General features: G+C 66.9%; 21 protein-coding genes. 7 read left to right on the top strand and 14 right to left on the bottom strand.

Annotated elements, in window-relative coordinates:
- Positions 1-2: 2 nt before the first annotated feature.
- From AC5P7U_RS05540 to AC5P7U_RS05525, 4 genes are all read right to left on the bottom strand, one after another.
- The gene (locus AC5P7U_RS05540) at positions 3-473 is read right to left on the bottom strand and encodes a F0F1 ATP synthase subunit B (RefSeq protein WP_005419512.1); all 471 of its coding nucleotides are present in this window, start codon (positions 471-473) and stop codon (positions 3-5) included.
- Between the two features lie 106 nt (positions 474-579).
- Positions 580-885: a F0F1 ATP synthase subunit C gene (atpE, locus tag AC5P7U_RS05535; RefSeq protein WP_005411133.1), complete on the bottom strand. Its 306-nt coding sequence runs from the start codon at positions 883-885 to the stop codon at positions 580-582.
- A gap of 73 nt (positions 886-958) precedes the next feature.
- A complete protein-coding gene (atpB, locus tag AC5P7U_RS05530; protein WP_049466592.1) occupies positions 959-1,759 on the bottom strand; it encodes a F0F1 ATP synthase subunit A in 801 nt (266 codons plus the stop codon).
- Positions 1,760-1,790: 31 nt separating this feature from the next.
- Complete coding sequence (locus tag AC5P7U_RS05525; RefSeq protein WP_006471338.1) at positions 1,791-2,156, bottom strand: hypothetical protein; 366 nt, start codon at positions 2,154-2,156, stop codon at positions 1,791-1,793.
- Positions 2,157-2,615: 459 nt separating this feature from the next.
- Between AC5P7U_RS05525 and AC5P7U_RS05520 the strand changes: the two genes are divergently transcribed.
- Positions 2,616-3,434 (top strand): hypothetical protein, encoded by an 819-nt coding sequence (locus tag AC5P7U_RS05520; RefSeq protein WP_053450863.1) that lies wholly within the window; start codon positions 2,616-2,618, stop codon positions 3,432-3,434.
- 470 nt (positions 3,435-3,904) lie between these two features.
- Here AC5P7U_RS05520 and lpdA read toward each other — a convergent pair whose 3' ends face one another.
- From lpdA to AC5P7U_RS05505, 3 genes are all read right to left on the bottom strand, one after another.
- Positions 3,905-5,713: a dihydrolipoyl dehydrogenase gene (gene lpdA, locus AC5P7U_RS05515; RefSeq protein ID WP_197563973.1), complete on the bottom strand. Its 1,809-nt coding sequence runs from the start codon at positions 5,711-5,713 to the stop codon at positions 3,905-3,907.
- A gap of 108 nt (positions 5,714-5,821) precedes the next feature.
- Complete coding sequence (aceF, locus tag AC5P7U_RS05510) at positions 5,822-7,525, bottom strand: dihydrolipoyllysine-residue acetyltransferase (protein WP_197563974.1); 1,704 nt, start codon at positions 7,523-7,525, stop codon at positions 5,822-5,824.
- A gap of 113 nt (positions 7,526-7,638) precedes the next feature.
- Positions 7,639-8,208, bottom strand: a complete 570-nt coding sequence (locus AC5P7U_RS05505) for a DNA-deoxyinosine glycosylase (protein WP_197563975.1) — start codon at positions 8,206-8,208, stop codon at positions 7,639-7,641.
- 186 nt (positions 8,209-8,394) lie between these two features.
- Between AC5P7U_RS05505 and AC5P7U_RS05500 the strand changes: the two genes are divergently transcribed.
- From AC5P7U_RS05500 to glpK, 3 genes are all read left to right on the top strand, one after another.
- Entirely contained in the window at positions 8,395-9,027 is a 633-nt protein-coding gene (locus tag AC5P7U_RS05500; RefSeq protein WP_006471404.1) for an OmpW/AlkL family protein, read from the top strand.
- A 153-nt stretch (positions 9,028-9,180) separates the two neighbouring features.
- Positions 9,181-10,662, top strand: coding sequence for a glycerol-3-phosphate dehydrogenase (glpD, locus tag AC5P7U_RS05495; RefSeq protein ID WP_006471450.1), 1,482 nt, complete (start codon positions 9,181-9,183; stop codon positions 10,660-10,662).
- A gap of 79 nt (positions 10,663-10,741) precedes the next feature.
- Positions 10,742-12,241, top strand: coding sequence for a glycerol kinase GlpK (glpK, locus tag AC5P7U_RS05490; protein WP_049458454.1), 1,500 nt, complete (start codon positions 10,742-10,744; stop codon positions 12,239-12,241).
- A 105-nt stretch (positions 12,242-12,346) separates the two neighbouring features.
- Here glpK and AC5P7U_RS05485 read toward each other — a convergent pair whose 3' ends face one another.
- A complete protein-coding gene (locus tag AC5P7U_RS05485) occupies positions 12,347-13,141 on the bottom strand; it encodes a MetQ/NlpA family ABC transporter substrate-binding protein (protein WP_006471536.1) in 795 nt (264 codons plus the stop codon).
- Between the two features lie 26 nt (positions 13,142-13,167).
- Complete coding sequence (locus tag AC5P7U_RS05480; protein WP_008267051.1) at positions 13,168-14,139, bottom strand: helix-turn-helix transcriptional regulator; 972 nt, start codon at positions 14,137-14,139, stop codon at positions 13,168-13,170.
- 81 nt (positions 14,140-14,220) lie between these two features.
- On the opposite strand from AC5P7U_RS05480, the gene AC5P7U_RS05475 reads away from it, so the two are divergent.
- Together AC5P7U_RS05475 and AC5P7U_RS05470 are read left to right on the top strand one after the other, a co-directional pair.
- Positions 14,221-14,823, top strand: a complete 603-nt coding sequence (locus tag AC5P7U_RS05475; RefSeq protein WP_197565117.1) for a LolA-like protein — start codon at positions 14,221-14,223, stop codon at positions 14,821-14,823.
- A gap of 106 nt (positions 14,824-14,929) precedes the next feature.
- Entirely contained in the window at positions 14,930-15,706 is a 777-nt protein-coding gene (locus tag AC5P7U_RS05470) for a DUF481 domain-containing protein (RefSeq protein ID WP_006471539.1), read from the top strand.
- Positions 15,707-15,823: 117 nt separating this feature from the next.
- On the opposite strand, the gene hemC is transcribed toward AC5P7U_RS05470, so the two are convergent.
- The 5 genes from hemC to mdoH all read right to left on the bottom strand — a co-directional run bounded on the left by hemC (position 15,824) and on the right by mdoH (position 21,714).
- Positions 15,824-16,735, bottom strand: a complete 912-nt coding sequence (gene hemC / locus AC5P7U_RS05465; protein WP_312563203.1) for a hydroxymethylbilane synthase — start codon at positions 16,733-16,735, stop codon at positions 15,824-15,826.
- A gap of 554 nt (positions 16,736-17,289) precedes the next feature.
- Entirely contained in the window at positions 17,290-18,021 is a 732-nt protein-coding gene (locus AC5P7U_RS05460) for a LytR/AlgR family response regulator transcription factor (protein WP_049458009.1), read from the bottom strand.
- Positions 18,022-18,031: 10 nt separating this feature from the next.
- Positions 18,032-19,075, bottom strand: coding sequence for a sensor histidine kinase (locus tag AC5P7U_RS05455; RefSeq protein ID WP_006471622.1), 1,044 nt, complete (start codon positions 19,073-19,075; stop codon positions 18,032-18,034).
- Between the two features lie 3 nt (positions 19,076-19,078).
- On the bottom strand, positions 19,079-19,738 hold the full coding sequence (locus AC5P7U_RS05450; protein WP_197565032.1) for an alpha/beta hydrolase: 660 nt from the start codon (positions 19,736-19,738) through the stop codon (positions 19,079-19,081).
- Positions 19,739-19,788: 50 nt separating this feature from the next.
- Entirely contained in the window at positions 19,789-21,714 is a 1,926-nt protein-coding gene (gene mdoH / locus AC5P7U_RS05445; RefSeq protein ID WP_006471626.1) for a glucans biosynthesis glucosyltransferase MdoH, read from the bottom strand.
- A 489-nt stretch (positions 21,715-22,203) separates the two neighbouring features.
- Here mdoH and AC5P7U_RS05440 point away from each other — a divergent pair, with 489 nt between their 5' ends.
- Complete coding sequence (locus tag AC5P7U_RS05440; RefSeq protein WP_197565031.1) at positions 22,204-24,249, top strand: TonB-dependent receptor domain-containing protein; 2,046 nt, start codon at positions 22,204-22,206, stop codon at positions 24,247-24,249.
- Positions 24,250-24,268: the final 19 nt, after the last annotated feature.

The following is a 24,268-nucleotide window of genomic DNA, read 5'->3' as shown; positions in this document are numbered from 1 at the left end:
CCTTAGATCTCCGAGGCCAGCTCGTCGAGCAGCGCCTTGTGGGCGTTGGCGTCGATTTCGCGCTTGAGCAGCTTTTCGGCACCGGTCACGGCCAGCGCGGACACCTGCTTGCGCAGATCTTCACGGGCACGGTTGGCGGCGGCGTCGATTTCAGCCTGGGCCAGTTCCTTCTGACGGGTGGCTTCGGTGATCGCTTCGTTACGGGCAGCATCAACGATCTGGTTGGCGCGCGCGTGGGCCTGGTCGATGATCTCGTTGGCCTTGGTGCGTGCTTCTTTCAGCGCTTCGTTGACCTTCTCCTGCGCCTGGGCCAGATCTTTCTGGCTGCGGTCGGCAGCAGCGAGGCCTTCAGCAATCTTCTGCTGGCGCTCTTCGATCGCGTTCATCAGCGGCGGCCAGATCTTGGTCGCGATGATCCAGATCAGACCAGCGAAGGCGAGCGCCTGCGCAAGAAGGGTGAAATTGATATTCATGGTTAGCTCGATCGCTGGTTTCGGGGTGGACGCGCCGCCGTAGCGGCGCATCCGGCCTTCATCCGAAACCGGGTGCATCAGCACCCGGTCGTCTCAAACCGCTGTATCAGCCGGCCAGAGCCTTGGTGACGGCGCCAGCGAAGGCAGCCGACAGCGGGTTGGCGAAGGCCAGCAGCAGGCCGACGGCGACCGAGATGATGAACGCGGCGTCGATCAGGCCGGCGGTGATGAACATGCGGACCTGCAGGACCGGGATCAGTTCCGGCTGGCGGGCGGCCGACTCCAGGAACTTACCAGCCATGATGGCCAGACCCAGACCGGCGCCCAGCGCGGCCAGGCCGATCATGATGCCGACGGCAAGGGCGGTGGAGCTCTGAATCTGCGCGAAGTTGGTCAGGACGGCGAAGTACATGGTTATCTCCAGGAACTTAAGTTGCTAAGGGTGATGAAACGGATGAAGGTTGAAACGCGTTGAAGCTTGAAACTCAGTGAGCGTCTTCCGACAGGCTCAGGTACACGATCGACAGCATCATGAAGATGAAGGCCTGCAGCGGGATCACCAGCAGGTGGAACAGCATCCAGCCGAGGCCGAACGCACCACCGGCAATGGCACCGAAGAAACCGGCACCACCCAGCACCCAGATCAGCAGGAACACGATTTCGCCGCCGAACATGTTGCCGAACAGTCGCATCGCCAGCGAGATCGGCTTGCTCAGCCACTCGACGATGTTGAGGATCAGGTTGAACGGCATCATCCACTTGCCGAACGGCGCCGTCAGGAATTCCTTGATGAAGCCCAGCAGGCCCTTCGACTTCAGTGCGAAGAACAGCATCAGGAAGAACACGCTGATGGCCATGCCCAGGGTGGCATTGACGTCGGCGGTCGGCACCGGCTTCCAGTAGTGGATGCCCGCCCATTCCAGCGGCTTGGCGATGAAGTCGGCCGGGATCATCTTGATCAGGTTCATCATCAGGATCCAGAAGAAGATCGTGATGGCGATCGGCGTGACCAGCTTGCTCTTGCCGTGGTAGGTGTCCTTGGCCTGGCGGTCGACGAACTCCAGGCAGATCTCGACGAAGGCCTGCCACTTGCCCGGCACGCCGGCGGTGGCCTTGCGGGTGCCCAGCCAGAACGCGACGACGATCACCAGGCCCATCAGGACCGCGGTGAGGAAGGTATCGACGTGGATATGCCAGAACATACCCTCACCCTTGCCGACCGGCGCGGTCAGGTTGTGCAGGTGATGCTGGATGTAGCTGGTAGGGGTTAGAGCCTCGCCCGCCATGTGTCCGGAACCTTCAGTTAATTGAATTCTGTCAACGCCTGGCCATGGCCAGGACCTGGAACATCAAGCCGACGGCGATACCGGCCAACAGCGCCAATGCAGGCAGCTTGAAGACCAGGAACCCCACCAGCAGGACGCCGAAAACCACCACCCACTTGGCCACGATCGCAATGATCAGGCGAGCCATCGCCGAACCTGCGGCCACCGCTCCCCCGCTCAGTGCCATCCGCGCTGCCACCCAGCCACCGGCCGAAATGGCCACACCGGACGCCAGCGCGCCGAGGGCATACTTCGGACCCACCAGCAGGAAGGCCAGGGCCAGGACAGCGACCGCGGCCAGCGGGTAGACCGCGGCGCGCAGCATCAGTCGCCGACCCGCATCAACGGAGTTCAGCACAGGACGTCCCGCGTGGTTGCAAGTGGAGGGCTGAGGCGGCTACAGCAGAGGGGGCCTCATCGAGCCGCCAAATTATAGCAATGGGACAATTTGCGAGACAACCGCTGCCTGTTCATCCCGGCAAGCCGCAAGTTGCGGTAACGGTTACATTTTTGCGTACCACCCGGGGGACAATGACGTCCGTGTCATGTTGCGCTGCAATATTGAACTTTGGTCGCAGGCGCGGAACTTTTGCGTCGGGCACAGGTCCGATCATTCGACCTGCCTGCAGCAACCTCGTCGACGCTTCGCCCCGCAGGTCCCACGATGGCCCCGAAGCCCGGCTCCGGGGCCATCTTTTTGCATTGTCGCGACAGCGCTGAACCGTGCACATCGCGTGGACCATACGTTCACGGATGGTGGACGCCGCCGTCCGGCACAGTGGTCTTCATTCTGATGAACCACTGCAAGGACTCTTCGATGCGCTCCGTTCCCACCCTGCTCGCCCTCTCCCTGCTCGCCGCAGGCGCTTCGTTCGCCAATGCCGCCCACGCCGCGGAAGGCGACGACCGTTTCGCCATCCGCCTGGGTGCGATGAACATCGATTCGGACAACACGCTCCGCGGCAGGACCAACGTGGCTGGCCAGGACATCGCCCTGAACCAGGACTTCAAGCTGGGTGGCAAGGAATGGGAGCCGCGCATCGACGGCATGTTCCGCATCAGCAACCGCCAGCGCCTGCTGTTCAACTACTTCAAGTACGACAAGGATCGCCGCGAGACGCTGGACCAGGGCATTTCCTTCGGCGGCGAGAACGTGCCGGCCGGCAGCTTCGTGAAGGGTGAACTGAAGTACCAGGTGGCCAGCCTGGTCTATGACTACTCGGTCGTCGATACCGACACCTTCGACCTCGGCCTGCAGATCGGTGGCGAGTACGCCAAGGTCAGCACCAAGGGTTATGCCGACCTGGGCACCGTCTACGAAGGCCAGTTCCTCGACGAGAAGGCCGACGGCATCGCGCCGGTGGTGGGTGCGCGCATGACCTTCACCCCGTCCGAGCGCTGGATGATCACGCTGCAGGGCCAGTACCTGAACACGCGCTGGGGCAGCTTCGATGACTACAAGGGCGACCTGAGCCGCGCCAATGCCATCGTCGATTATCGCTTCACCAAGAACTTCGGCGTGTTCGCCGGCTACGACTGGTTCAAGCTGGACGTGGACAAGAAGGGCAGCGACGGTACCGTCGGCCTGAAGCAGGAATTCAAGGGCCCGGTGGCAGGCGTCAGCTTCGTGTTCTGATCCCCCCGTCCCTTCCACGGCACACTCTCTCTCCTGGCGCGGCCTCCGGATTATCGGGGCCGCGCTTTTTTGTCCTGCTTTTCTCTGTGTGCAGGAGCAAGAGCGGCTGGGTCGAGCGCTGGAGGGAGCGGTGGCTGCGTGCGAATGTCCCCCGGCGCCGGCCTGCGGCCGACGCCTCCTCCTTTACTTCGCACACAGCCCCCGCTCCCTCCGCGTGTCAGGCATCCGGGTGGCTTTGGCAGCTGCTCTCGACGGTCCGCAGGCCGAGCCGCTGCGCGGGTGGCGGGCATTTCGACAAAGTAAAGGAGGAGGCGACCGCCACAGGCGGGCGACGGGGGACATTTGTCGAAATGCCTGCCACCCGCGCAGCGGCCCGAACGCTCGCGATGACAACAGCCGAAGACGCCCCGCAGCCAACAAAAAAGCCCCGGCAGAAGCCAGGGCTTTTCGTTCGCAACGGCGCGGGCGCCTTACTTCTTCTTCGGCATGTACAGGTCGGTGATCGTGCCGTCGTAGATTTCCGAGGCCATCGCCACCGATTCGCTCAGCGTCGGGTGCGCATGGATGGTGTGGCCGATGTCTTCGGCTTCGGCACCCATCTCGATGGCCAGGCCGATCTCGGCCAACAGGTCACCGGCATGCACGCCGACGATGGCACCACCGATGATGCGGTGGGTCTCCTCGTCGAAGATCAGCTTGGTGAAGCCCTCGGTACGGCCGATGCCGATCGCGCGGCCGCTGGCCGCCCACGGGAACTTGGCCACGCCAACCTTCAGGCCCTTGGCCTTGGCTTCGGTCTCGGTGACGCCGACCCAGGCGATTTCCGGGTTGGTGTAGGCCACCGACGGAATCACGCGCGCCACCCACTCCTTCTTGTGGCCAGCGGCCACTTCGGCGGCCAGCTTGCCTTCGTGCGTGGCCTTGTGGGCCAGCATCGGGTTGCCGACGATGTCGCCGATGGCAAAGATGTGCGGCACGTTGGTGCGCATCTGGCGATCCACCGGAATGAAGCCACGCTCGGTGACCTGCACGCCCGCCTTCTCGGCATCGATCTTCTTGCCGTTCGGCGAGCGGCCCACGGCCACCAGCACGCGGTCGAAGGTGCCCTGCGCCAGCGCAGGCGCCTGGCCTTCCTCGGCGGCTTCGAAGGTGACGGTGATGCCCTTGGCATCGGCGGTGACGCCCGAGGCCTTGGTCTTCAGGTGCACTTCGATGCCCTGCTTCTTCAGGCGGTCGGCCAGCGGCTTGACCAGGTCCTTGTCGGCGCCCGGCATCAGCTGGTCCATGAACTCGACCACGGTGACCTTGCTGCCCAGCGCGCCATACACGGTGGCCATTTCCAGGCCGATGATGCCGCCACCGACAACCAGCAGCGAGCCCGGCACTTCGGCCAGCTCCAGCGCATCGGTGGAGTCCATCACGCGCGTGTCGTCCCACGGGAAGTTGGGCAGCTTCACCGCCTGCGAACCCGCGGCGATGATGCACTTCTGGAAGCGCAGCAACTGCGTGCTGCCGTCAGCGGCGGTGATTTCCAGCTCGTTGGCCGAAACGAACCTGCCGACGCCCTGCACGCTGCGGACCTTGCGCTGCTTGGCCATGCCGGCCAGGCCCTTGGTCAGCTGGTTGACGACCTTTTCCTTGTACTGGCGCAGCTTGTCCAGGGTGATGGTCGGCTTGCCGAACTCGACGCCGAAATCACCGGCGTGGGCCACTTCGTCGATGACCGCAGCGGCGTGCAGCAGTGCCTTGGACGGAATGCAGCCGACGTTGAGGCAGACGCCGCCGAGGCTGGCGTAGCGCTCGACCAGCACGGTGTCCAGGCCGACGTCGGCGGCGCGGAAGGCGGCGGTGTAGCCGCCCGGGCCCGAGCCCAGCACGACCATTTCGCATTCGATATCGGCCGGCTTGCCGCTGGACAGCGCCGGCTTCGGCGCGGCCGGTTCGGCCGGGGCGCGGTGCGACGGGGTCACCGGCGGCTTGTTGGCCGGCGCAGCTGCGGCCGGAGCCGGAGCCGCGGCCTTGGCCGGGGCTTCGGCGGCGCCTTCGGTTTCCAGCACCACGACCACGGCGCCTTCGGACAGGCTGTCACCCAGCTTGACCTTCAGTTCCTTGACCACACCAGCGGCCGAGGACGGCACTTCCAGGGTGGCCTTGTCCGATTCCAGGGTCACCAGACCCTGGTCCTTCTTCACCGTGTCGCCGACGGCGACCAACACTTCGATCACCGGCACATCGCTGTAATCGCCGATGTCGGGAACCTTGACTTCAATCGTGGCCATGGTGGTTTTCCTCGTGCCCGGCCGGCATGGCCGACGGGCTGTCACTGCATCTGTTCACGCAGCCGCGCCAGGGGGGCAGCGGCCACACGGTGGGGGCGAAGCGGTGCCTTACAGCAGCACGCGGCGCATGTCGGCCAGTACCTGCGACAGGTAGGTGGTGAAGCGTGCGGCCAGGGCGCCATCGATGACGCGGTGGTCGTAGCTCAGCGACAGCGGCAGCATCAGCTTCGGCGCGAATTCCTTGCCATTCCAGACCGGCTGGATGGAGGACTTGGAGACGCCGAGGATGGCCACTTCCGGTGCATTGACGATCGGGGTGAACGCGGTGCCGCCGATGCCGCCCAGCGAGCTGATCGAGAAGCAGCCGCCGCTCATGTCGGCCGGGCCCAGCTTGCCGTCGCGCGCCTTCTTGGCCAGTTCGCCGGTTTCCTGCGCGATCTGCACCACGCCCTTCTTGTCCACGTCGCGGATGACCGGCACAACCAGGCCGTTCGGCGTGTCGGCGGCGAAACCGATGTGGAAGTACTTCTTCAGGGTCAGGTTTTCACCGCTGGCATCGAGCGAGGCGTTGAATTCCGGGAACTTCTTCAGCGCCGCGGCGCTGGCCTTGATCAGGAAGGCGAGCATGGTCAGCTTGATGCCGGCCTTCTCGTTCTCCTTGTTCAGCGCCACGCGCAGGCCTTCCAGGTCGGTGATGTCGGCCTGCTCGAACTGGGTGACGTGCGGGATCATCGCCCAGTTGCGGGCGAGGTTCGCGCCGGAAATCTTCTTGATGCGCGACAGCGGCTGCACTTCGGTCTCGCCGAACTTGCTGAAGTCGACCTTCGGCCACGGCAGCAGGTTCAGGCCACCACCGGCGGCAACGGCACCACCGGCAGCAGCCGGCACGCCACCGCTGAGCGCGGCCTTGACGAACTTCTGCACGTCACCCTTGGTGATGCGGCCACCCTTCTCGGTGCCGCTGATCTGCAGCAGGTCCACGCCCAGTTCGCGCGCGAACACACGCACCGCCGGGGTGGCGTACGGCACCTTGGCCGGCAGCACGCCATCGGCATTGAACTGCACCGGCGGGCTGGACGGGGTACCGGCCGAGGCGATTTCGCGGGCGGCCAGCTTGTCCGGCTGGGCCGGAACGGCGACCGGCTCGACCTTGGTGGCGGTTTCGGCGGCGGCCGGGGCAGCGGCAGCGGCCGCCTTGCTCGGAGCCGGCGCAGCAGCGCCCTCGGCCTCGATGATGGCGACCACGGCACCCTGCGACAGGTTGTCGCCGACCTTGACCTTCAGCTCCTTGACCACGCCAGCGACCGACGACGGCACTTCCATGGTGGCCTTGTCGCTTTCCAGCGTGACCAGGCCCTGGTCCTTCTTGACCGTATCGCCGACGGCAACCAGCACTTCGATGACCGGAATATCGGTGTAATCGCCGATGTCCGGCACCAGCGCTTCAACGGCACCGCCGCTGGCGGCCGGGGCAGCAGCGGCCGGGGCCGGCGCGCTCTGGGTGGCAGGTGCCGGGGCAGCGGCCTTGGCCGGTGCCGGTGCGGCGGCGGCAGGCTTGGCAGCTTCGCCTTCGGCCACTTCGATCAGCGCCACGACCTTGCCTTCGGACAGGGTGTCGCCGACCTTGACCTTGAGTTCCTTGACCACGCCCGCCACCGAGGACGGCACTTCCATGGTCGCCTTGTCGCTTTCCAGCGTCACCAGGCCCTGGTCCTTCTTGACCGTGTCGCCGACGGCGACAAGCACCTCGATTACCGGGATATCGCTGTAGTCACCGATATCGGGGACAAGTGCTTCCTTGATTTCGGCCATGGGGATAACTCCGGCAATCTGGTGTAGGGAAACGTCTATTGTGCGGCCAGCGGGGTCCAGCGCCAACCGTTACAGGTGTTTTCAGTACGCACGCAGCCGGGACACGCTGTTGCTCATGGGTTGCGGCCTTGACCAGTCGGTAGCGTATTGTCCCGACGATGTCCGCTTGATGTCGCCAGCACGTCGGCCACCGGCTGCCACGCCAGGCGCAGGCGCGGCAGCGACCACGCCGCATTGGCCGGGCTGGTGGAGGGCAGCGCCAGCAGCCTCGGCGGCGCCTCCAGCCGGGGCAGCACCCAGCGCTGGAACGCCTGCATCGACGCCGCGCCATTGCAGGCGATCAGCTCCAGCTCAGGAAGCGAGGCGATCAGTGACGGCAGCGCATTGGGCACTTCCGTGCCGCGCACGATGTCCGCATCCAGGCTGCCGCGCCGCTCGCACTGGCCGATCACATCCCACAGGCCGACGCCCGCGGCGTTCAATGCCTGCAACCGCTGTGCATACGGCAGGCCCGCATCAAACCCGCAGATTTCCGCCAACAGCGGCCAGAAGCGATTGCGCGGATGCGCGTAGTAGCGCTGCTCATGCAGCGATGCCACACCCGGCATCGATCCCAGCAGCAGCACCCTGCAATCCACGTTCACCTGCGCTTGCAGGCCGATGCACATCGTCGCGGCGCTCACATCTTCTCCAACTGAATGAATGTCACGGATGTACGAAAACCCCATGAATACAGGCTTTTCGCACTACTCGCTGAACGAATAAAACTAATTTTTAACGCGCGTCGGATTCGATTCATGTTGAGGCGACTACGGTGTGCTCGCCCCGCAACCGGGGGCCCGAAACAAGAAACATTAGGAGATACCCCCATGCGCTCCATCCGTATCCTGAGTCTCGCCCTGCTGACCTCCGCCGCGTTCGCGCCGGCCGCTTTCGCCCAGGACAGCAGCACCGATACCGCTTCGGGCAAGCATTTTGCCGTTGTTGGCGGCATCTCGCTGCTGGAACCGAAGAACGACCCGATCACCGGCGTGAAGAAGACCGATGGCGGCCCGGCGCCGACCGTCAGCTTCAGCTACTACATCAACGACAACTGGGCCGTTGAGCTGTGGGGCGCTGCCGACAAGTTCGAGAACAAGTTCAAGGGCCCGAACAATGCCCGCCTGGGCTCGGTCGAGCAGCAGCCGATCGCGCTGAGCGGCCAGTACCACTTCGGCCAGGCTGACAACGTGTTCCGCCCGTTCGTGGGCGTCGGTTACTACCAGTCGAGCTTCAGCAACGAGAAGCTGGGCAACGGCGCTGACACCGACATCCGCTTCAAGGATGCCAAGGGCGTGATCGGCACCGTCGGCGTCGACATGAACATCAACTCCACCTGGTTCGCCCGTGCCGACGCCCGCTACATGCGCGCCCGCCCGGACATCAAGGTCGGCGGCGAGAAGATCGGCGAAGCCAAGATGGATCCGTGGACCGTCGGCTTCGGCATCGGCGCCCGCTTCTGATCCAGGCAGCACCGCTTCATTGATGCAACGCGACGGGCCCTGCGGGGCCCGTCGTCGTTTCCGTCACCTGCTGTCTGTAGAGTCGAGCTTGCTCGACTCTCGTCAACGCAGTCGAGCAAGCTCGACTCTACAGACACAGGATGCGGAGGCGCGATGGAGGAGGTTGACCTGCTGGTGATCGGTGGCGGCATCAACGGTGCCGGCATCGCCCGTGACGCGGCCGGTCGCGGCCTGCGGGTACTGCTGTGCGAACAGCACGATCTGGCCGCGCACACCTCCAGCGCCAGCAGCAAACTGATCCACGGCGGCCTGCGCTATCTGGAGCAGGGCGAACTGGGCCTTGTGCGCAAGGCGCTGGGCGAGCGCGAGGTGGTGCGCCGGCAGGCACCGCACCTCGTCCATCCGTTGCGCTTCGTTCTGCCCTGGGAACCGCACCTGCGCCCGCGCTGGATGCTGCGTGTGGGGCTGTGGCTGTACGACCACCTGGGCCGGTGCAGCCCTGCGTTCCCCGCCTCGCACGCGCTGGACCTGCAGCAGGATTCACTCGGCGCCTGGCTCTCCCCGACGCTGCGGCAGGCCTTCAGCTATGCCGATGCGCAGGTCGATGATGCGCGGCTGGTACTGCTGAACGCACTGGATGCCGCGCAGCGCGGCGCGCAGGTGCAGGTGCGCAGCCGCTGCACCGAACTGCGTGCGCTGCAGGGCCGTTGGCAGGCCGTGCTGGAAACCCGCGATGGTCAGCAACGGCACGTGACCGCACGCGCGGTGGCCAACGCGGCCGGTCCCTGGGCCGGTGGCCTGCTGGAACGAATGCAGGCCCGCAGCGGTGGTCCCGCCCTGCGCCTGGTGCAGGGCAGCCACATCGTGGTGCGCCGCCCCTGGCCCGATGACAGTGCCTGCCTGCTGCAGCAGCCCGACGGACGTGTGGTGTTCCTGCTGCCGTTCGCCCATGACCACCTGCTGATCGGCACCACCGACACCGATTACCGTGGCGACCCGGCGCGCTGCAGCGTGCTGCCGTCCGAGGTGGCCTACCTGTGCGATGCAGCCAACCGCTACCTGCGCGAACCGATCGCCGCCGAAGACGTGGCCTGGCAGTTCGCCGGTGTACGCCCGTTGCTGGCCGATCCGGACCCGCGTGCGGCAAAGCTGAGCCGCGACTACCGCCTGCAGGTACAGTCCGATCCCGCGCCGGCACTGCACGTGCTCGGCGGCAAACTGACCACCTACCGGATACTGGCCGAAGAAACGCTGGACCTGCTGCGCCCCGCCCTGCCGCAGATGGGGCCCGCCTGGACCGCAACGGGAGCCGCACTGCCCGGCAGCGACTGGGGGGACGCCGCACAGGCCCGCTCGCAGCTGATGGCGCAGGCCCCCTGGTTGCCCGCGGATATCGCGCGACGCTGGGCCGGGGCCTACGGCAGCCGCAGCGCGATGCTGCTGGGTAAAGCGCAGACCGTGGACGATCTTGGCGAGCACTTCGGTGCGGGCCTGCATGCGCGCGAAGTGGATTTCCTGCGGGAGCATGAGTGGGCCTGCAACGCCGACGATGTGCTGTGGCGACGGAGCAAGCTGGGGTTGCGGCTGGATGCCGCGCAGGTGGCACCGCTGCAGGCATGGATGGATAGACGGTAGAGTCGAGCTTGCTCGACTGGCATGAAGAGCAGTCGAGCAAGCTCGACTCTACCAATACCATCGCTACCGGAGACGCTGCATGACGCCCCGCTACGTGCTGGCCATCGACCAGGGCACCACCAGTTCGCGCGCGATCCTGTTCGACCGTGCCGGCAACATCGTCGGCAGCGCGCAGCGCGAGTTCGCGCAGATCTTCCCGCACCCGGGCTGGGTCGAGCATGACCCGCGCGAGATCCTCACCAGCGTGTATGCCACGCTGACCGAACTGCTCAGCCGCGGGCAGATCGACCCGCGTCATATCGCCGCGCTGGGCATCACCAACCAGCGCGAGACCACCGTGGTCTGGGATCGCGCCACCGGCCAGCCGATCCACAACGCCATCGTCTGGCAGTCGCGGCAGAGCCACGCCCTCTGCGAGCGGCTGAAGTCCGATGGCCACGAGGCGCTGGTGCGCGAGCGCACCGGCCTGCTGATCGATGCGTACTTTTCCGCAACCAAGGTGCGCTGGATCCTCGACCATGTGGAGGGCGCGCAACAGCGGGCCGAGCGCGGCGAACTGCTGTTCGGCACCATCGACAGCTGGCTGGTGTGGAACCTCAGCGGCGGCCAGGCGCACGTGACCGACTACAGCAATGCAGCGCGCACGCTGCTGTTCAACATCCACACGCTGGACTGGGATGACGACCTGCTGGCGCTGCTGGACATCCCGCGCGCGATGCTGCCGCAGGTGCGCGATTCCAGTTCGGTATACGCGCACACCCGGCCACAGTTCTTCTTTGACCATCCGATCCCGATCGCCGGCATCGCCGGTGACCAGCAGGCGGCGCTGTTCGGCCAGGCCTGCTTCCAGCCGGGCATGGTCAAGAACACCTATGGCACCGGCTGCTTCATGCTGATGCATACCGGCACCCAGGCGGTGCGTTCGCGCAACGGACTGCTGACTACCATCGCCTGGGGCCTGGACGGGCGCGTGGAGTACGCGCTGGAGGGCTCGATCTTCGTGGCCGGCTCGGTGGTGCAGTGGCTGCGCGACGGCCTGCGCATGATCGAGCGCGCCGGCGACAGCCAGGCGTTGGCCGCACAGGTGCCCGACAGTGGAGGTGCCTACCTGGTGCCTGCGTTCGTCGGTCTGGGCGCGCCCTATTGGCGCAGTGACGTGCGCGGTGCGATGTTCGGGCTGACCCGGGGCACGCGCAAGGCGCACTTCGTGCGCGCCGCGCTGGAAGCGATGGCCTACCAGACCCGCGATGTGCTGGATGCGATGCAGTCCGATGCAGGCATCGCGCTGACCGAGCTGCGCGCTGATGGCGGTGCGATCGGCAACGATTTCCTGGCCGGTTTCCAGGCCGACATCCTCGGCGTGCCGTTGCTGCGGCCGCGGCTGACCGAGACCACCGCGCTGGGTGCGGCCTACCTCGCCGGGCTGGCCGTCGGGTTCTGGACCAGCCGCGAGCAGATCGCCGCGCAATGGGGCCTGGACCGCCGCTTCGAACCACAGATGGAGGTGGCGCGGCGCGAGAAGCTGTATGCCGGGTGGCAGCAGGCGGTGGCTGCCACCCTCGCCTTCCACGTCGACTGAGGTAGTGCCGGCCGCTGGCCGGCAACCCCATGATCCTTGGCGGCGTTTGCCGATTGCCGGCCGGCGGCCGGCACTAGCGCATGGCCAGAGCGTGCGTAGCGCCGGTCAGAACGCCGGCAGCACCGCGCCCTTGTACTTGGCTTCGATGAAGGCCTTCACCTGCGGGCTGGTCAGCGCCTTGGCCAGCTTCTGCACGCGGGCATCGTCCTTGTTGTCCGGGCGCGCGACCAGGAAGTTCACGTACGGCGAATCCTTGCTTTCGATCGCCAGCGCGTCCTGGGTCGGGTTGAGGCCGGCATCCAGCGCGTAGTTGGTGTTGATCAGGGCCAGGTCGACCTGGTCCAGCACGCGCGGCAGCATTGCCGAGTCCAGCTCGCGGAACTTCAGGTTCTTCGGGTTGGCGATGATGTCGCGCTGGGTCGACAGCGCGTTGGTCGGGTCCTTCAACTCGATCACGCCGGCCTTGTGCAGCAGGATCAGCGCGCGGCTGTTGTTGCTCGGGTCGTTCGGGATCACCACGTCGGCGCCCTCACGCAGCTCGGCCAGCGACTTGATCTTGCGCGAGTACGCACCGAACGGCTCGATGTGCACGCCGATCACCTTCACCAGGTCGGTCTTGCGGTCGCGGTTGTAGGCATCCAGGTACGGCTCGGTCTGGAAGTAGTTGGCGTCCACCTGCTTCTGCACCAGCTGGTCGTTGGGCTGCACGTAGTCGTTGAACACGCGCACGTCCAGGTCCACGCCTTCCTGCTTGAGGATCGGTTTGACCACCTCGAGGATCTCGGCGTGCGGCACGGCCGTGGCGGCCACCACCAGCTTCTGCGAGGGTTCGCCGGATTTGCCGCAGGCGGTCAGGGCCAGCGCGGCGGCGAGCAGGGGCAGCAACAGGGTCTTCTTCATGGGGGGTGGGGTTCTCGTGGGGAGGGTCAGGCGTTGTCGTAGTTGCTCAGGGCCAGCTCGAGCAGTGCCTTGGCCTGCTCGCGCAGCATCACCGGCTCCACGATCTCGGCATCCGAGCCATAGTGCAGCACGTCCATCAGCAGCTCGCGCGAGACGCTGTACGGCACCTTCAGTTCATAGCGGCCATCGGCCAGGAAGCGGCCCTGCTGCTTGGAGTGCCAGTGCTCGTCGGCCACCCAGCGCGCGGCCTTGGCGCTGAACAGGATGGTCGCCCAGCCCTTCGGCGCGCCGGAGAAGATCCCGTAGCTGGCGCCCAGCTGCTCGTCCAGTTCGCTGTCGGCAACATCGCGGGCGGTGCTGTCGACCACCCGCGCCTTGTGGATGCGATCGACGGCGAAGCTGCGCAGCGCGTCGCGGTCGTGGTCCCAGGCATCCAGGTACCAGTTGTCGCGGTAGTGGGTCAGGCGCTGCGGCGAGACCGTGCGCTTGGTCGGCTCGTCGGTGGAGCGGGCGCGGTACTCGAACGCCAGCTGGCGGCGCTCCAGCACCGCCGACGCCACGCTGCGGAAGCTGCCTTCATCGAACTTGCGGCCACGGTGCGGGATCACCCGCACGCGGTCCACCGGCCAGCTGGAGACGCCTGCCTGGGCCGCCAGCAGGCTTTCGATGCGCTGCTGCAGCGGTGCCAGCACCGACGACAGCACGCCGCCGCCGGTGCGCGCCAGCAGGTGCTGCGAGGCCAGCAGGGCATGCAGCTCCTCCGAGCTCAGCCACAGGCCGGGCAGCTCGAAGCGATCGCTTTCGTCGGCGTGGTAGCGGAAGCCGGCCTCACCGTCGCCCTCGATCGGCGCCATCAGCGCGTCGCGCAGGAAGGCCAGGTCGCGGTAGACGGTGGCACGGGAACAACCGAGCTTGTCCTGCAGGGTCGCCACCGTCACCGGATAGCGCGCGGACTTGAGCAGACGATGCAGGGCGGTGATGCGTTCGTATCGGTCCATACCCCCGATTATGTCCGACTCGCGGGTCTTGTGTGGGACGTTTGGGCTATCGTGGTCGCCCCCACCCCCATGGAACGCCCGATGCGCCGGTTGCCTGCCCTGTCCCTGCTGGCCTGCCTGCTGCTGGCTGCCTGCGATCGCGCACCGGTACCGGCCAGCACCGAAGCCCCGGTACCGGCCGCCGATCCGGCGCAGGCCGTGCTGGGCGCCAGCCAGCGCTTCGCCGCGCTGCGCAGCTTCCACGCCGAGCTGGAGGTCCTGGGCGCCCCCCAGCCGGTGCGCAGCGCCATGGACTTCGTCGCCCCCGACCGTTTCCGCGTGCAGACCCCGGCCGGACCGCAGACGATCATCGGTGACACGCTGTTCCTGCAGGCCGAGGGCGCGATCCGCCAGGTGCCGGCCCCGCCGGGCCTGCTCGAACAGTGGCGCAACCCGTTGCCGGCCGATGCCCTGCCCGCCGACCTGCAGGCCGAGGACTTGGGCCCCCGGACGCTGGATGGGGTCGAGACCCGCCACTACCGGCTGCGTGGCAGCCAGCCCGGTGAGCGGCTGGAGTACTGGGTCGATGCCCAGGGCCTGCCGCGGCAGCTGGTGCGCAGCGGCAGCAGCAATGGCCGCAGCTTCCAGCTGCGCCTGCGCTACTCGCGCTTCAACGATCCGGCATTGCGCGTCGATCTGCCCTGAATAGGCGATCGCGGCAACGTTCGCTGAAGCGCGCATTGGATCGATTCGGACCGCCATCACGCTTCCAGTATCATCACCGGCTGTCAATCGCTTCGGAGAAGCCTCGATGTCCCTGCGCGTGTCCCTGCTGATTCCCCTGCTGCTGTGCGCGCCGCTCGCGTATGCACAGGATGCTTCCGAACTGGCGGCGATGTCCTCGCCGTGGAGCGGCAGCGGCGGCGAGCTCGGCTTCGCGTCGGCACGCGGCAACAGCAGCACCGAGAGCTTCAACGGCCGCCTGCGCCTGCGCTACACCGATGGCGACTGGGTGCACAGCATGGACCTGTTCGGCCTGCGCTCGAGCTCGAAGGTGACCGAGACCGCCGACGACGGCACCACCACCCGTCGCAACAACACCACCGCCAACCGCTACACCGGCAGCGCCGGCAGCGCGCTGCAGCTGGGCGAACACCGTCAGCTGACCGCGACGGTACGTACCGAACGCGACGACTTTGCCACCTACGACCGCCAGAGTTCGTTCGGTCTGGGCTACGGCACCCGCCTGTGGAACACCGAGCGCTTCTCCTTCGACGCACAGATCGGCCCCGGTGTGCGCCGCACCCACAGCACCGAGGACGACCGCACCCGTACCGGCATGATCGGCCGCGGCCTGTTCGACCTGAAGTACTCGCTGACCGACAACACCGACCTGGTCAACACCCTGCTGGTCGAATCCGGTTCGTACAACACCTTCGGCCAGAATGACTTCGGTGTTTCGGTGAGCATGAACGAGCACCTTGCGCTGAAAGCCGGCTGGCAGGCGCGTTACAACAGTGACGTGGCCGAGGACAAGCGCAAGACCGATACGCTGACCACGATGAACGTGGTCTACAAGTTCAAATAAGCAACGGGCGCCAGAGGCGCCCGTTCTTCTTTCGGGTAGTGCCGGCCGCTGGCCGGCAACTGCGCTCAATCAGGATCACGAGGTTGCCGGCCAGCGGCCGGCACCACCTACGGTGGCTCAGACGTTCAGCAGCTCGCCGGCACCGGCGTCCAGCAGCATTGTCGCCACGCGCTGGCCCAGCGCATCCGGGTCACTGGCCGGTCCCACCGCTTCGGCGCGTACCGCGCGGCCATCACTGGCACTGCCGACCAGGCCCTGCAGGTGCAGGTCATCGCCCTGCCACTGCGCGATCGCCGCCACCGGCACGTGGCAGCTGCCATGCAGCGCACGGTTCATCGCCCGCTCGGCCTCCACGCAGGCGCGGGTGGAAGCGTCATCAAGCCCCGCGAACAGGGCCATCAGGCCTGCGTTGCCGCCATCGCATTCGACTGCCACCGCGCCCTGTGCCGGCGCCGGCAACCACTGCGGTGGCTGCAGGCGCGCGACGATGCGCTGGCCCAGGCCCAGCCGTTCCAGCCCGGCCACGGCCAGCACGATGGCGTCGTAGCCACCATTGTCGAGCTTGGCCAGGCGGGTGTTGACGTTGCCGCGCAGGTCCAGCAGTTCCAGGTCCGGGCGCAGCGCGCGCAACTGGGCCTGGCGGCGCAGCGAGGACGTGCCGACACGCGCACCGATCGGCAACGCCTCCAGCGAGGCATACAGGTTGGAGACGAAACCATCGGCCGGATCGTGGCGGGTCAGCATCGCCGGCAACGCAAACGGCGCGTCCAGCTCCATCGGTACGTCCTTCAGCGAATGCACGGCACAATCGGCCTCACCGCGCAGCATGGCCAGCTCCAGCTCCTTCAGGAACAGGCCCTTGCCACCAATGGCGGCCAGCGAGCGGTCCAGCACCTCGTCGCCGCGGGTGCTCATCGGCACCAGTTCCACGTGCAGGCCGGGGTGGGCCTGGCGCAGGCGGTCGGCGACGTGTTCGCTCTGCCAGAGGGCGAGCGGGCTCTTGCGGGTGGCGATGCGGACGGTTTCCATCCGGGCATTATCGCGCCTTCGGCGCGGATACGGCCAACGGCGGAGCCCCTCGTGGCTGGCTGGGGGATCGTGAAAGCAACAGCCGCGCTTGGCCGGGCGGGGTGGGTTCGCGGGGGACGCCGTGAATCCGTCCGTGGAGGCTTGGCCGCGGCATCCATGCCGCGGACACCCCCGCGAACCCACCCCGCCCGGCCTCTGACAGTTTCCGTGCGCGTCCAGCCACGGAAGATCAAAAGAAGAGCAGGAGCAACAGCGGGTCGCTTCGCTCTGAGTCGAGCATGGCTCGACTCTACATTTCCCTCCCCACCCGATAACAACAACGCTTTTGCTGTCCGGTGCAGTGGAGAACGAGAGGGTTGGGTCGGGGTGGGGTGGCGGGACCGTTGGCGCCATGGATGGCGCCATCGAGCCCCCATGGATGGGTTTACGGCGTGTCCCGCCACCCCACCCCGGCCCGACCCAGCACGTAAGAACAACGAGCCGACCAACCTGCTGTTGATCTTGATCTTGATGTTGATCTGTAAGCAGTCGCGGCCGCAGGCCGCGCGGACCCCTCACAGGTGCCGCAATTCCTGCTTCAGGGTCGCCACGCAGCGGCGGCTGACTTCCAGCGGCTGCTTGCCATGCCGCAGTACGGCCTGCACCTGCCCACCCGAGCCACGGCGCAGTTCCACCAACTCGTGGCGTGCCACCAGGCAGTTGCGATGGATGCGGATGAAGCGGCTGGCGAACTCCTCCTCCAGCGACTTCAACGATTCCTCGATCAGGTCTTCGCCGCGCGCGTGGTGTACCACCACGTACTTCTCTTCGGCCTGCAGGTAATGGATGTCGTCCAGCGGGATCAGCCGCAGGCTGCCACGCAGGCGTGCGCACAGCATGCTGCGTGCCTGCTGCCCGCTGTTGTCCTGCGGCTGGCCGTCGCGCCCGGCCAGGAAGGTACGTGCACGTGCGATCGCGGCCGCCAGGCGCTCGGCACGCACCGGCTTCATCAGGTAATCAATGGCCGCCGCCTCGAAGGCCGAAAGCGCATGCGCGTCATAGGCGGTGCAGAACACCACTGCCGGCCGTGGCTCGAAACTGGCCAGGTGGCGGGCCGCTTCCAGGCCATCCAGCCCGGGCATCGCGATATCCAGCAGGACCAGGTCCGGCTGCAGCTCCGCGCAGGCGTGCAGGGCCTGCTCGCCGTTGCCGGCCTCGGCCACCACGTCCACGCCGTCCTGCGCCGCCAACAGGCTGCGCAGGCGCTCGCGCGCCAGCGGTTCGTCATCGGCGATGACTACCCTCACGATCGTCCCCTCACTGGATCGGCACCGTCACCTGGCAGGCATAGTAGCCCTCGCTCCAGCCGGCCGTCATCCGCGCGGCACTGCCGAAGCGCCAGGCCAACCGATGGCCGATGCTGTGCTGGGCATGCCCGGCACCGCGCGCCAGCGCCAGCCCCGGGGCCTGCGGATCGGGCGCGGGATTGCGCACGCGGATCTGCAGCTCCTGGCCCTCGCGCACCAGCTGCAGCTCGATGGTGCCGCCTTCGGGCAGGCGCGAGATGCCGTGGAGCACGGCGTTCTCCACCAGTGGCTGCAATACCAGCCTCGGCAATGGCAGGTCCCACGGCAGTGGTTCGTCGCGCTGCCACTGCACCTGCAGGCGCTCGCCCAGGCGCAGCGATTCAATCGACAGATAACGCTCGGCCAGCTCGCATTCGTCGCGCAGGGTCGAATCGCCCTCGCCTGCGCCCAACGCGGCGCGGAACAGATCGGACAGATCGAGCACCGCGCGCTCGGCAACAGCCGGATCGCGATGCAGCAGGCTGGCGATCAGGTTCATGCTGTTGAACAGGAAATGCGGGCGGATCCGCGCCTGCAGCGCATCGGCCTGCGCGCGCGCGTTGGCCTGCACCTGCGCGGCCCAGCGATCACTCACATAGAAGTAGCGCAACGCCAGCGCCGTGATCAGTGCAGTGGTGGCCGCACTGCCCAGGGTGAAGCGCCAGAAGCTGATACCACTGGCGAAGTTGTCCCCCAGCACCGCGTACAACGCATGCACGATGCCGGCGCAGACCACCGCGATCAGGGTCGCCAGGGCGATCGCCGCGACCGCCCCCAGTACCTGCGGCAACCTCGACAGCGCCTGCCGCAGCAGGCACAGGCTGGCCGAGACCGCCAGCGCCAGCCACAGCGCGAAGCCGCTGGCCGACAGCAGTTCACCGAAGGTCCAGTGGCGACTGCCGTCGGGCGCCAACGCCAGCACCACCACCACCAGCTCGGCCAGGCCAAGCATCGCCGCCAACCGCGGCAGGCGGCACAGCTCCGGCATCCACGGCGGTGTGCTGGCCGGGGCCATGGCTCAGGCAGCGCCCAGCCGTTCCTGCAGCCAGTCACCCAGCGCCTGGAGCTCTTCGGCGCAGACCTGGTGGGCCATCGGATAGCTGTGCCATTCCAGCTCAAGGCCCAGCGCCTGCAGTGCCTGCGCGCTGTGTACGGCCACCGCCTGCGGGATCACCGGATCGCTGCTGCCATGGGCCATGAACACCGGCACCTGCACGGCATCGTCAACACGCTTGGCGCTTTCAGCCTCGGGCAGATAGGTGGACAGCGCGATCAGGCCGGCCAGCGGCGCGGTGCGCGACAACGCCGCCGTGAGGATGATTGCCCCACCCTGCGAGAAGCCGGCCAGGAAGATCTTCTCCGGCGCGATGCCACGCTCGATCTCACGTGCGATCAGCGCATCCAGCTGCACCACCGATTCCTGCACGCCGGCCATGTCGGCGCGCGAACGGAAGTCCATGCCGACGATGTCGTACCAGCCACGCATCGGCACGCCGTTGTTGATGGTGATCGGCCGCACCGGCGCGTGCGGGAACACGAAGCGCAGCGCCGGCCAATGCGGCCGCACCAGCTCCGGCACGATCGGCGCGAAATCATGGCCGTCGGCGCCGAGGCCGTGCAGCCAGATCACCGACCACTGCGGCGAGGCGCCGGTTTCCTGTTCCACCGTTTGCAGCATGATGCGGCTCCTTCAAGTTCGAGCCGCATTATGCCGCTGGCGCGGTGCGATCAGTACAGCGGCGGCTGTTCGGCCGCTTCCCGGCGCAGCTGTGCGGCGCGTACCAGCACCGGCGGCGGGATGTTCTCTTCGGGGATGTCGAGCAGGCCAAGGCGGTGCAGGAAGGCGCCCGGGCCGCGCGAGGAGGTCAGCGCCACCACCGGCACCGCCAGCACCATGCCGATCACCACCGGCGCCATCCACGCCGCCAGCGACGGCGATACCGCCCAGGCCAGCACGCCCATGAAGGCACCGAACACGCCCAGCCCACCGTAGCCACGGATCAGCGCCAGCCACGAGATGCCACCGTCGTCGCGCTGCTGTGCGTCCCAGCCCGAGTCGCGGCCGGACAGCACTTCGGCCACGCCGCGCGACTGCACGTACATCACCACCGGCGCCATCAGCGCAGCCAGTACGGTTTCCACCAGCATCGAGACGAACGCACGGATCGCACCACCGCAGCCGCGCCGGTCGACCGGGTCCAGCAGCATCGCCAGGTAGCCCAGCACCTTGGGCAGCAGCAGCACCGCCATGGTGGCGGCGAACAGGCGCACCACCTGTTCCTCGTCCTGGGCGCGCCAGTACACGCTGGGCGACAGGTGCAGCAGGGCGTTGAAATCGATGCCCTGCTGGAACAACGGGATGGCGATGCCGATCAGCATCAGCATTGCCCACATCGGCGCGGTGAAGTAATGGCCGATGCCGATCAGCATGTGGGTGCGGCTGATCCAGTGCAGGCCGCGGCTGCCCACCACCTTGCCGTGCTGCAGGTTGCCCTGGCACCAGCGGCGGTCACGCACCAGCAGGTCGGTCAGCGTCGGCGGGCCTTCCTCGTAGCTGCCGCCCAGGTACGGCACCATGTGCGCGGCCCAGCCGCCACGGCGCATCAGCGCCGCTTCCACGAAATCGTGGCTGAGCACGTGGCCGCCGAACGGCTTGCGCCCCGGCAACGCTGGCAGACCTGCGTGGTCGGCGAAGGCGCGGGTGCGGATGATCGCGTTGTGGCCCCAGTAGTTGCTCTCGGCGCCATGCCACCAGGCCACGCCACGAGCGATCACCGGGCCGTACACGCGGCCACCGAACTGCTGCATGCGGGCGAACAGGGTGCGGCCGCCGATCACCGACGGCAGTGTCTGGATCAGGCCGACATCGGCGTTGTGCTCCATGCCCGCGACCAGGCGCACGATGCTGTCGCCGGTCATCAGGCTGTCGGCGTCAAGGATCAGCATCTGCGGATAGGCACCGCCAAAGCGGCGCACCCAGTCGGCGATGTTGCCGGCCTTGCGCCCACTGTTGTCGCCACGGCGGCGGTAGAACAGCCGCGTCTGGCCATCCGGCACGCGGTCGCGCAGTTCGGCGAACACCTGCTCTTCGGCGCGCGCGATGTCCTCGCGGCGGGTATCGCTGAGCACGAAGAAGTCGAAGCGCTCAAGCTGGCCGGTGGCGGCCACCGATTCATAGATGGCCTGCAGGCCCGCCAGCAGGCGGCGCGGATCTTCGTTGTAGGTCGGCATCAGCAGCGCGGTGCGGCTGTGCACGGTCGGCAGCGGCTTGTCCGGGTCGATGCCGAGGCGGTAGCCACGGTCGAACACGGCGGTCAGGAAGCCCGCCAGTGCGCTGGCGAAGGACAGCGCGATCCATGCAAACAGGCCCACGAACAACACCAGCAGGCAGGCTTCAAGCACGCTGATGCCATTGGTCGACAGCACCCGCCACATCATCCGCGTGGCCACGGCGGTCATGCCCAGCGTGCCACCGAAAATGTAGAAACGCCGCAGGCCGATCAGGCGCGGCGACGTGCGATGGCGGCGGACCTTGAGGACGCCTTCGCGCAGGGTCTGCTCGGGCATCTGCAACGGAGATTCAGCAGGCAGCAGCGCCCAGCCGGCATCCAGCCGGGGCGCATCCGCTTCCGCGTGGATGGTCTGACCCCCCATCACCACCTACTCCGCACGTTCGGCACGGCCGGCCATCCCGGCCGGGCTACATGCACGAAGGTTCCCGGCGCGCCTTCCCGGCGCCCGCACTTGTCCTGGCTGTGCCGGCCCTTGGCCGCACAGTCGATGTCTGTCACTACCGGAACCCACACGATCTCCAACGGGGCGGAATCGAAAATGCGCCCCAGTCTAGGGCGCCGGATGTAAGCCGGGTGCGAAGGCCTACGCCGGGAATTATCCCCATTCAGCAAACAGCAGGCGATGACGCCCCGCACTCGAGGTTGTCGCTTTATTACGACAGGTACTGGATCGTAACAAACGCGAACGGTTATCATTTCATTAACCAGGCAGGTCACCGTCTTCCCGACGGTTGAGACCCACCCAGCCGCGCCGGCCCCGCCGCGCGCCGACGACCCACGGAAGGGGCTGCCTGCTGTCTGCCTGCGCCTGCGCTTCCACCGGGTCTCTCCCTCTCCCATGGAAGCCGTCATGTCCCTGTCATTCCGTTCCCGTTCCGCGCACCCCGCGCGCAGCCGCCTGGCCGCCGCCGTTGCCACCACCTGCCTGCTTGCCCTGCCCGGCCTGGCCGCCGCCGATGCCGCCGCCGATGCCTCCACCAAGGATCTGGACACCGTGGTGGTCACCGCCTCGGGCAACCAGCAATGGATCAAGGATGCCCCGGCCAGCATCAGCGTGATCAGCCGCGAGGACATCGAGCGCCAGCCGGTGCACGACCTGGCCACCCTGCTCAGCCGCGTGCCCGGCGTGACCGGCGGCCTCAGCGCGGCCGGCGAGCAGTCCAAGATCAAGCTGCGCGGCATGCCGTCCAACTACACGCTGGTGCTGGTGGACGGCAAGCGCATGGGCAGCTCGGCCTCGACCAACTACCGCCCCGACCTCGGACGCCAGGACCTGAACTGGATTTCGCCCGACCAGATCGAGCGCATCGAAGTGGTGCGCGGGCCGATGTCGTCGCTGTATGGCTCCGACGCCATGGGCGGCGTGATCAACATCATCACCAAGCGCATCGGTGATGGCTGGAACGGCAGTGCCACCCACAGCTACACGCGACCGGGCGACGACAAGCGCGGCGACACCCAGCAGATCGGCGCTACGTTTTCCGGCCCGCTCGGCGAGCGCTTCGGCCTGCGCATCGGCGCCAACAGCATGCGCCGTGATTCCGACCGGTCCAATGGCGGCGTCTACGGCAATGCCTATGCCGGCGAGAAGGATCGCAATGTCGACGCACTGCTGCAGTGGAAACTCAGCGACGCGCAGGAACTGACGCTGGAAGCCGGCCACGGCGTGCAGCAGGCCTTCATCGATGCCGCCCTGGAAAAGCAGGACGAAGGTGCGTGGGGTGCCACCGAACTCAAGCGCAGCTCGCTGGCGCTCAACCACGATGGCAAGTGGCGCTTCGGCAACTCGAAGATCAGCGCGTACTGGACCGAGTACAAGAACGACATCGGCGCCACCGGCCGCTCCGAAGCCACCGACACCATCATCGAAGGCAGCCTGACCACGCCGTTCACCCTCGGCGTTGAACACCAGTTCGCCGTGGGTGGCCAGTGGAAGCGCCAGGAGCTGACCAACACCGACACCATCGGCCGTGCACCGATCGACTATGCCGGCAACGCGGTCAGCGGCTCCGATCTGGAAGTGGACACCTGGGCGCTGTTCGTCGAGGACGAACTGAAGCTGCACCGCACCCTGGCGCTGACGTTGGGCGCACGCCTCGATCACCATGAGAAATTCGGCGGCCACGTCAGCCCGCGTGCCTACCTGGTCTGGCACCCGGCCGAGCAGTGGACGATCCGCGGCGGCGTCTCCAAGGGTTTCCGCGCGCCCAGCCTGACCGAAAATTCGGCAACTGCCGCCACCCAGTCCGGTGGCCGTGGCTGCACCTCGCTGATCCCGCTGGGCTATACCCGCGGCGGCTGCTACATGGCCGGCAACCCGGACCTGGACCCGGAAACCAGCACCAACCGCGAGATCGGCATCAGCTTCGACAACGACTGGGTGGATGCCGGCCTGACCTACTTCCACACCGACTTCAGGAACAAGATCGAGTACGCCCCGCTGGGCCAGTTCAACGGCATCTGGTGGACGCGCATGAGCAACGTGCAGCGCGCGCGCACCAGTGGCATGGAAGGCAACCTCAATGTCCGCTTCGGCGAGCACTGGCGCTGGCGCACTTCGGCGACCTGGATGAAGGAAGCCAAGAACCTGACCACCGGCCGCAACCTGATCGACACGCCGGAGTTCTCCGGCTATTCGTCGCTGGACTGGACGCCGAACACGGCGTTCTCCAGCAGCCTGTCGGCGCAGTACACCGGCAAGCAGGACGGCGTGGCCACCACCTTCCTCAAGGCCTACACCCTGTATGACCTGACCGCCGCCTGGAACGTCAACGAGGTGCTGACCCTGCGCGGCGGTGTCAGCAACCTGGCCGACAAGAAGCTCTATGCCGAAGGCTCCACCGACTACTTCGTGGCCGGGCGCAGCTACTTCCTCAGCATGACCGCGCGGTTCTGACCGGCGGCGCGCCGCGATC

Source organism: Stenotrophomonas sp. YJH_SMC_57 (assembly GCF_059369755.1).
This window is presented reverse-complemented; position numbering and strand designations above follow the sequence as displayed.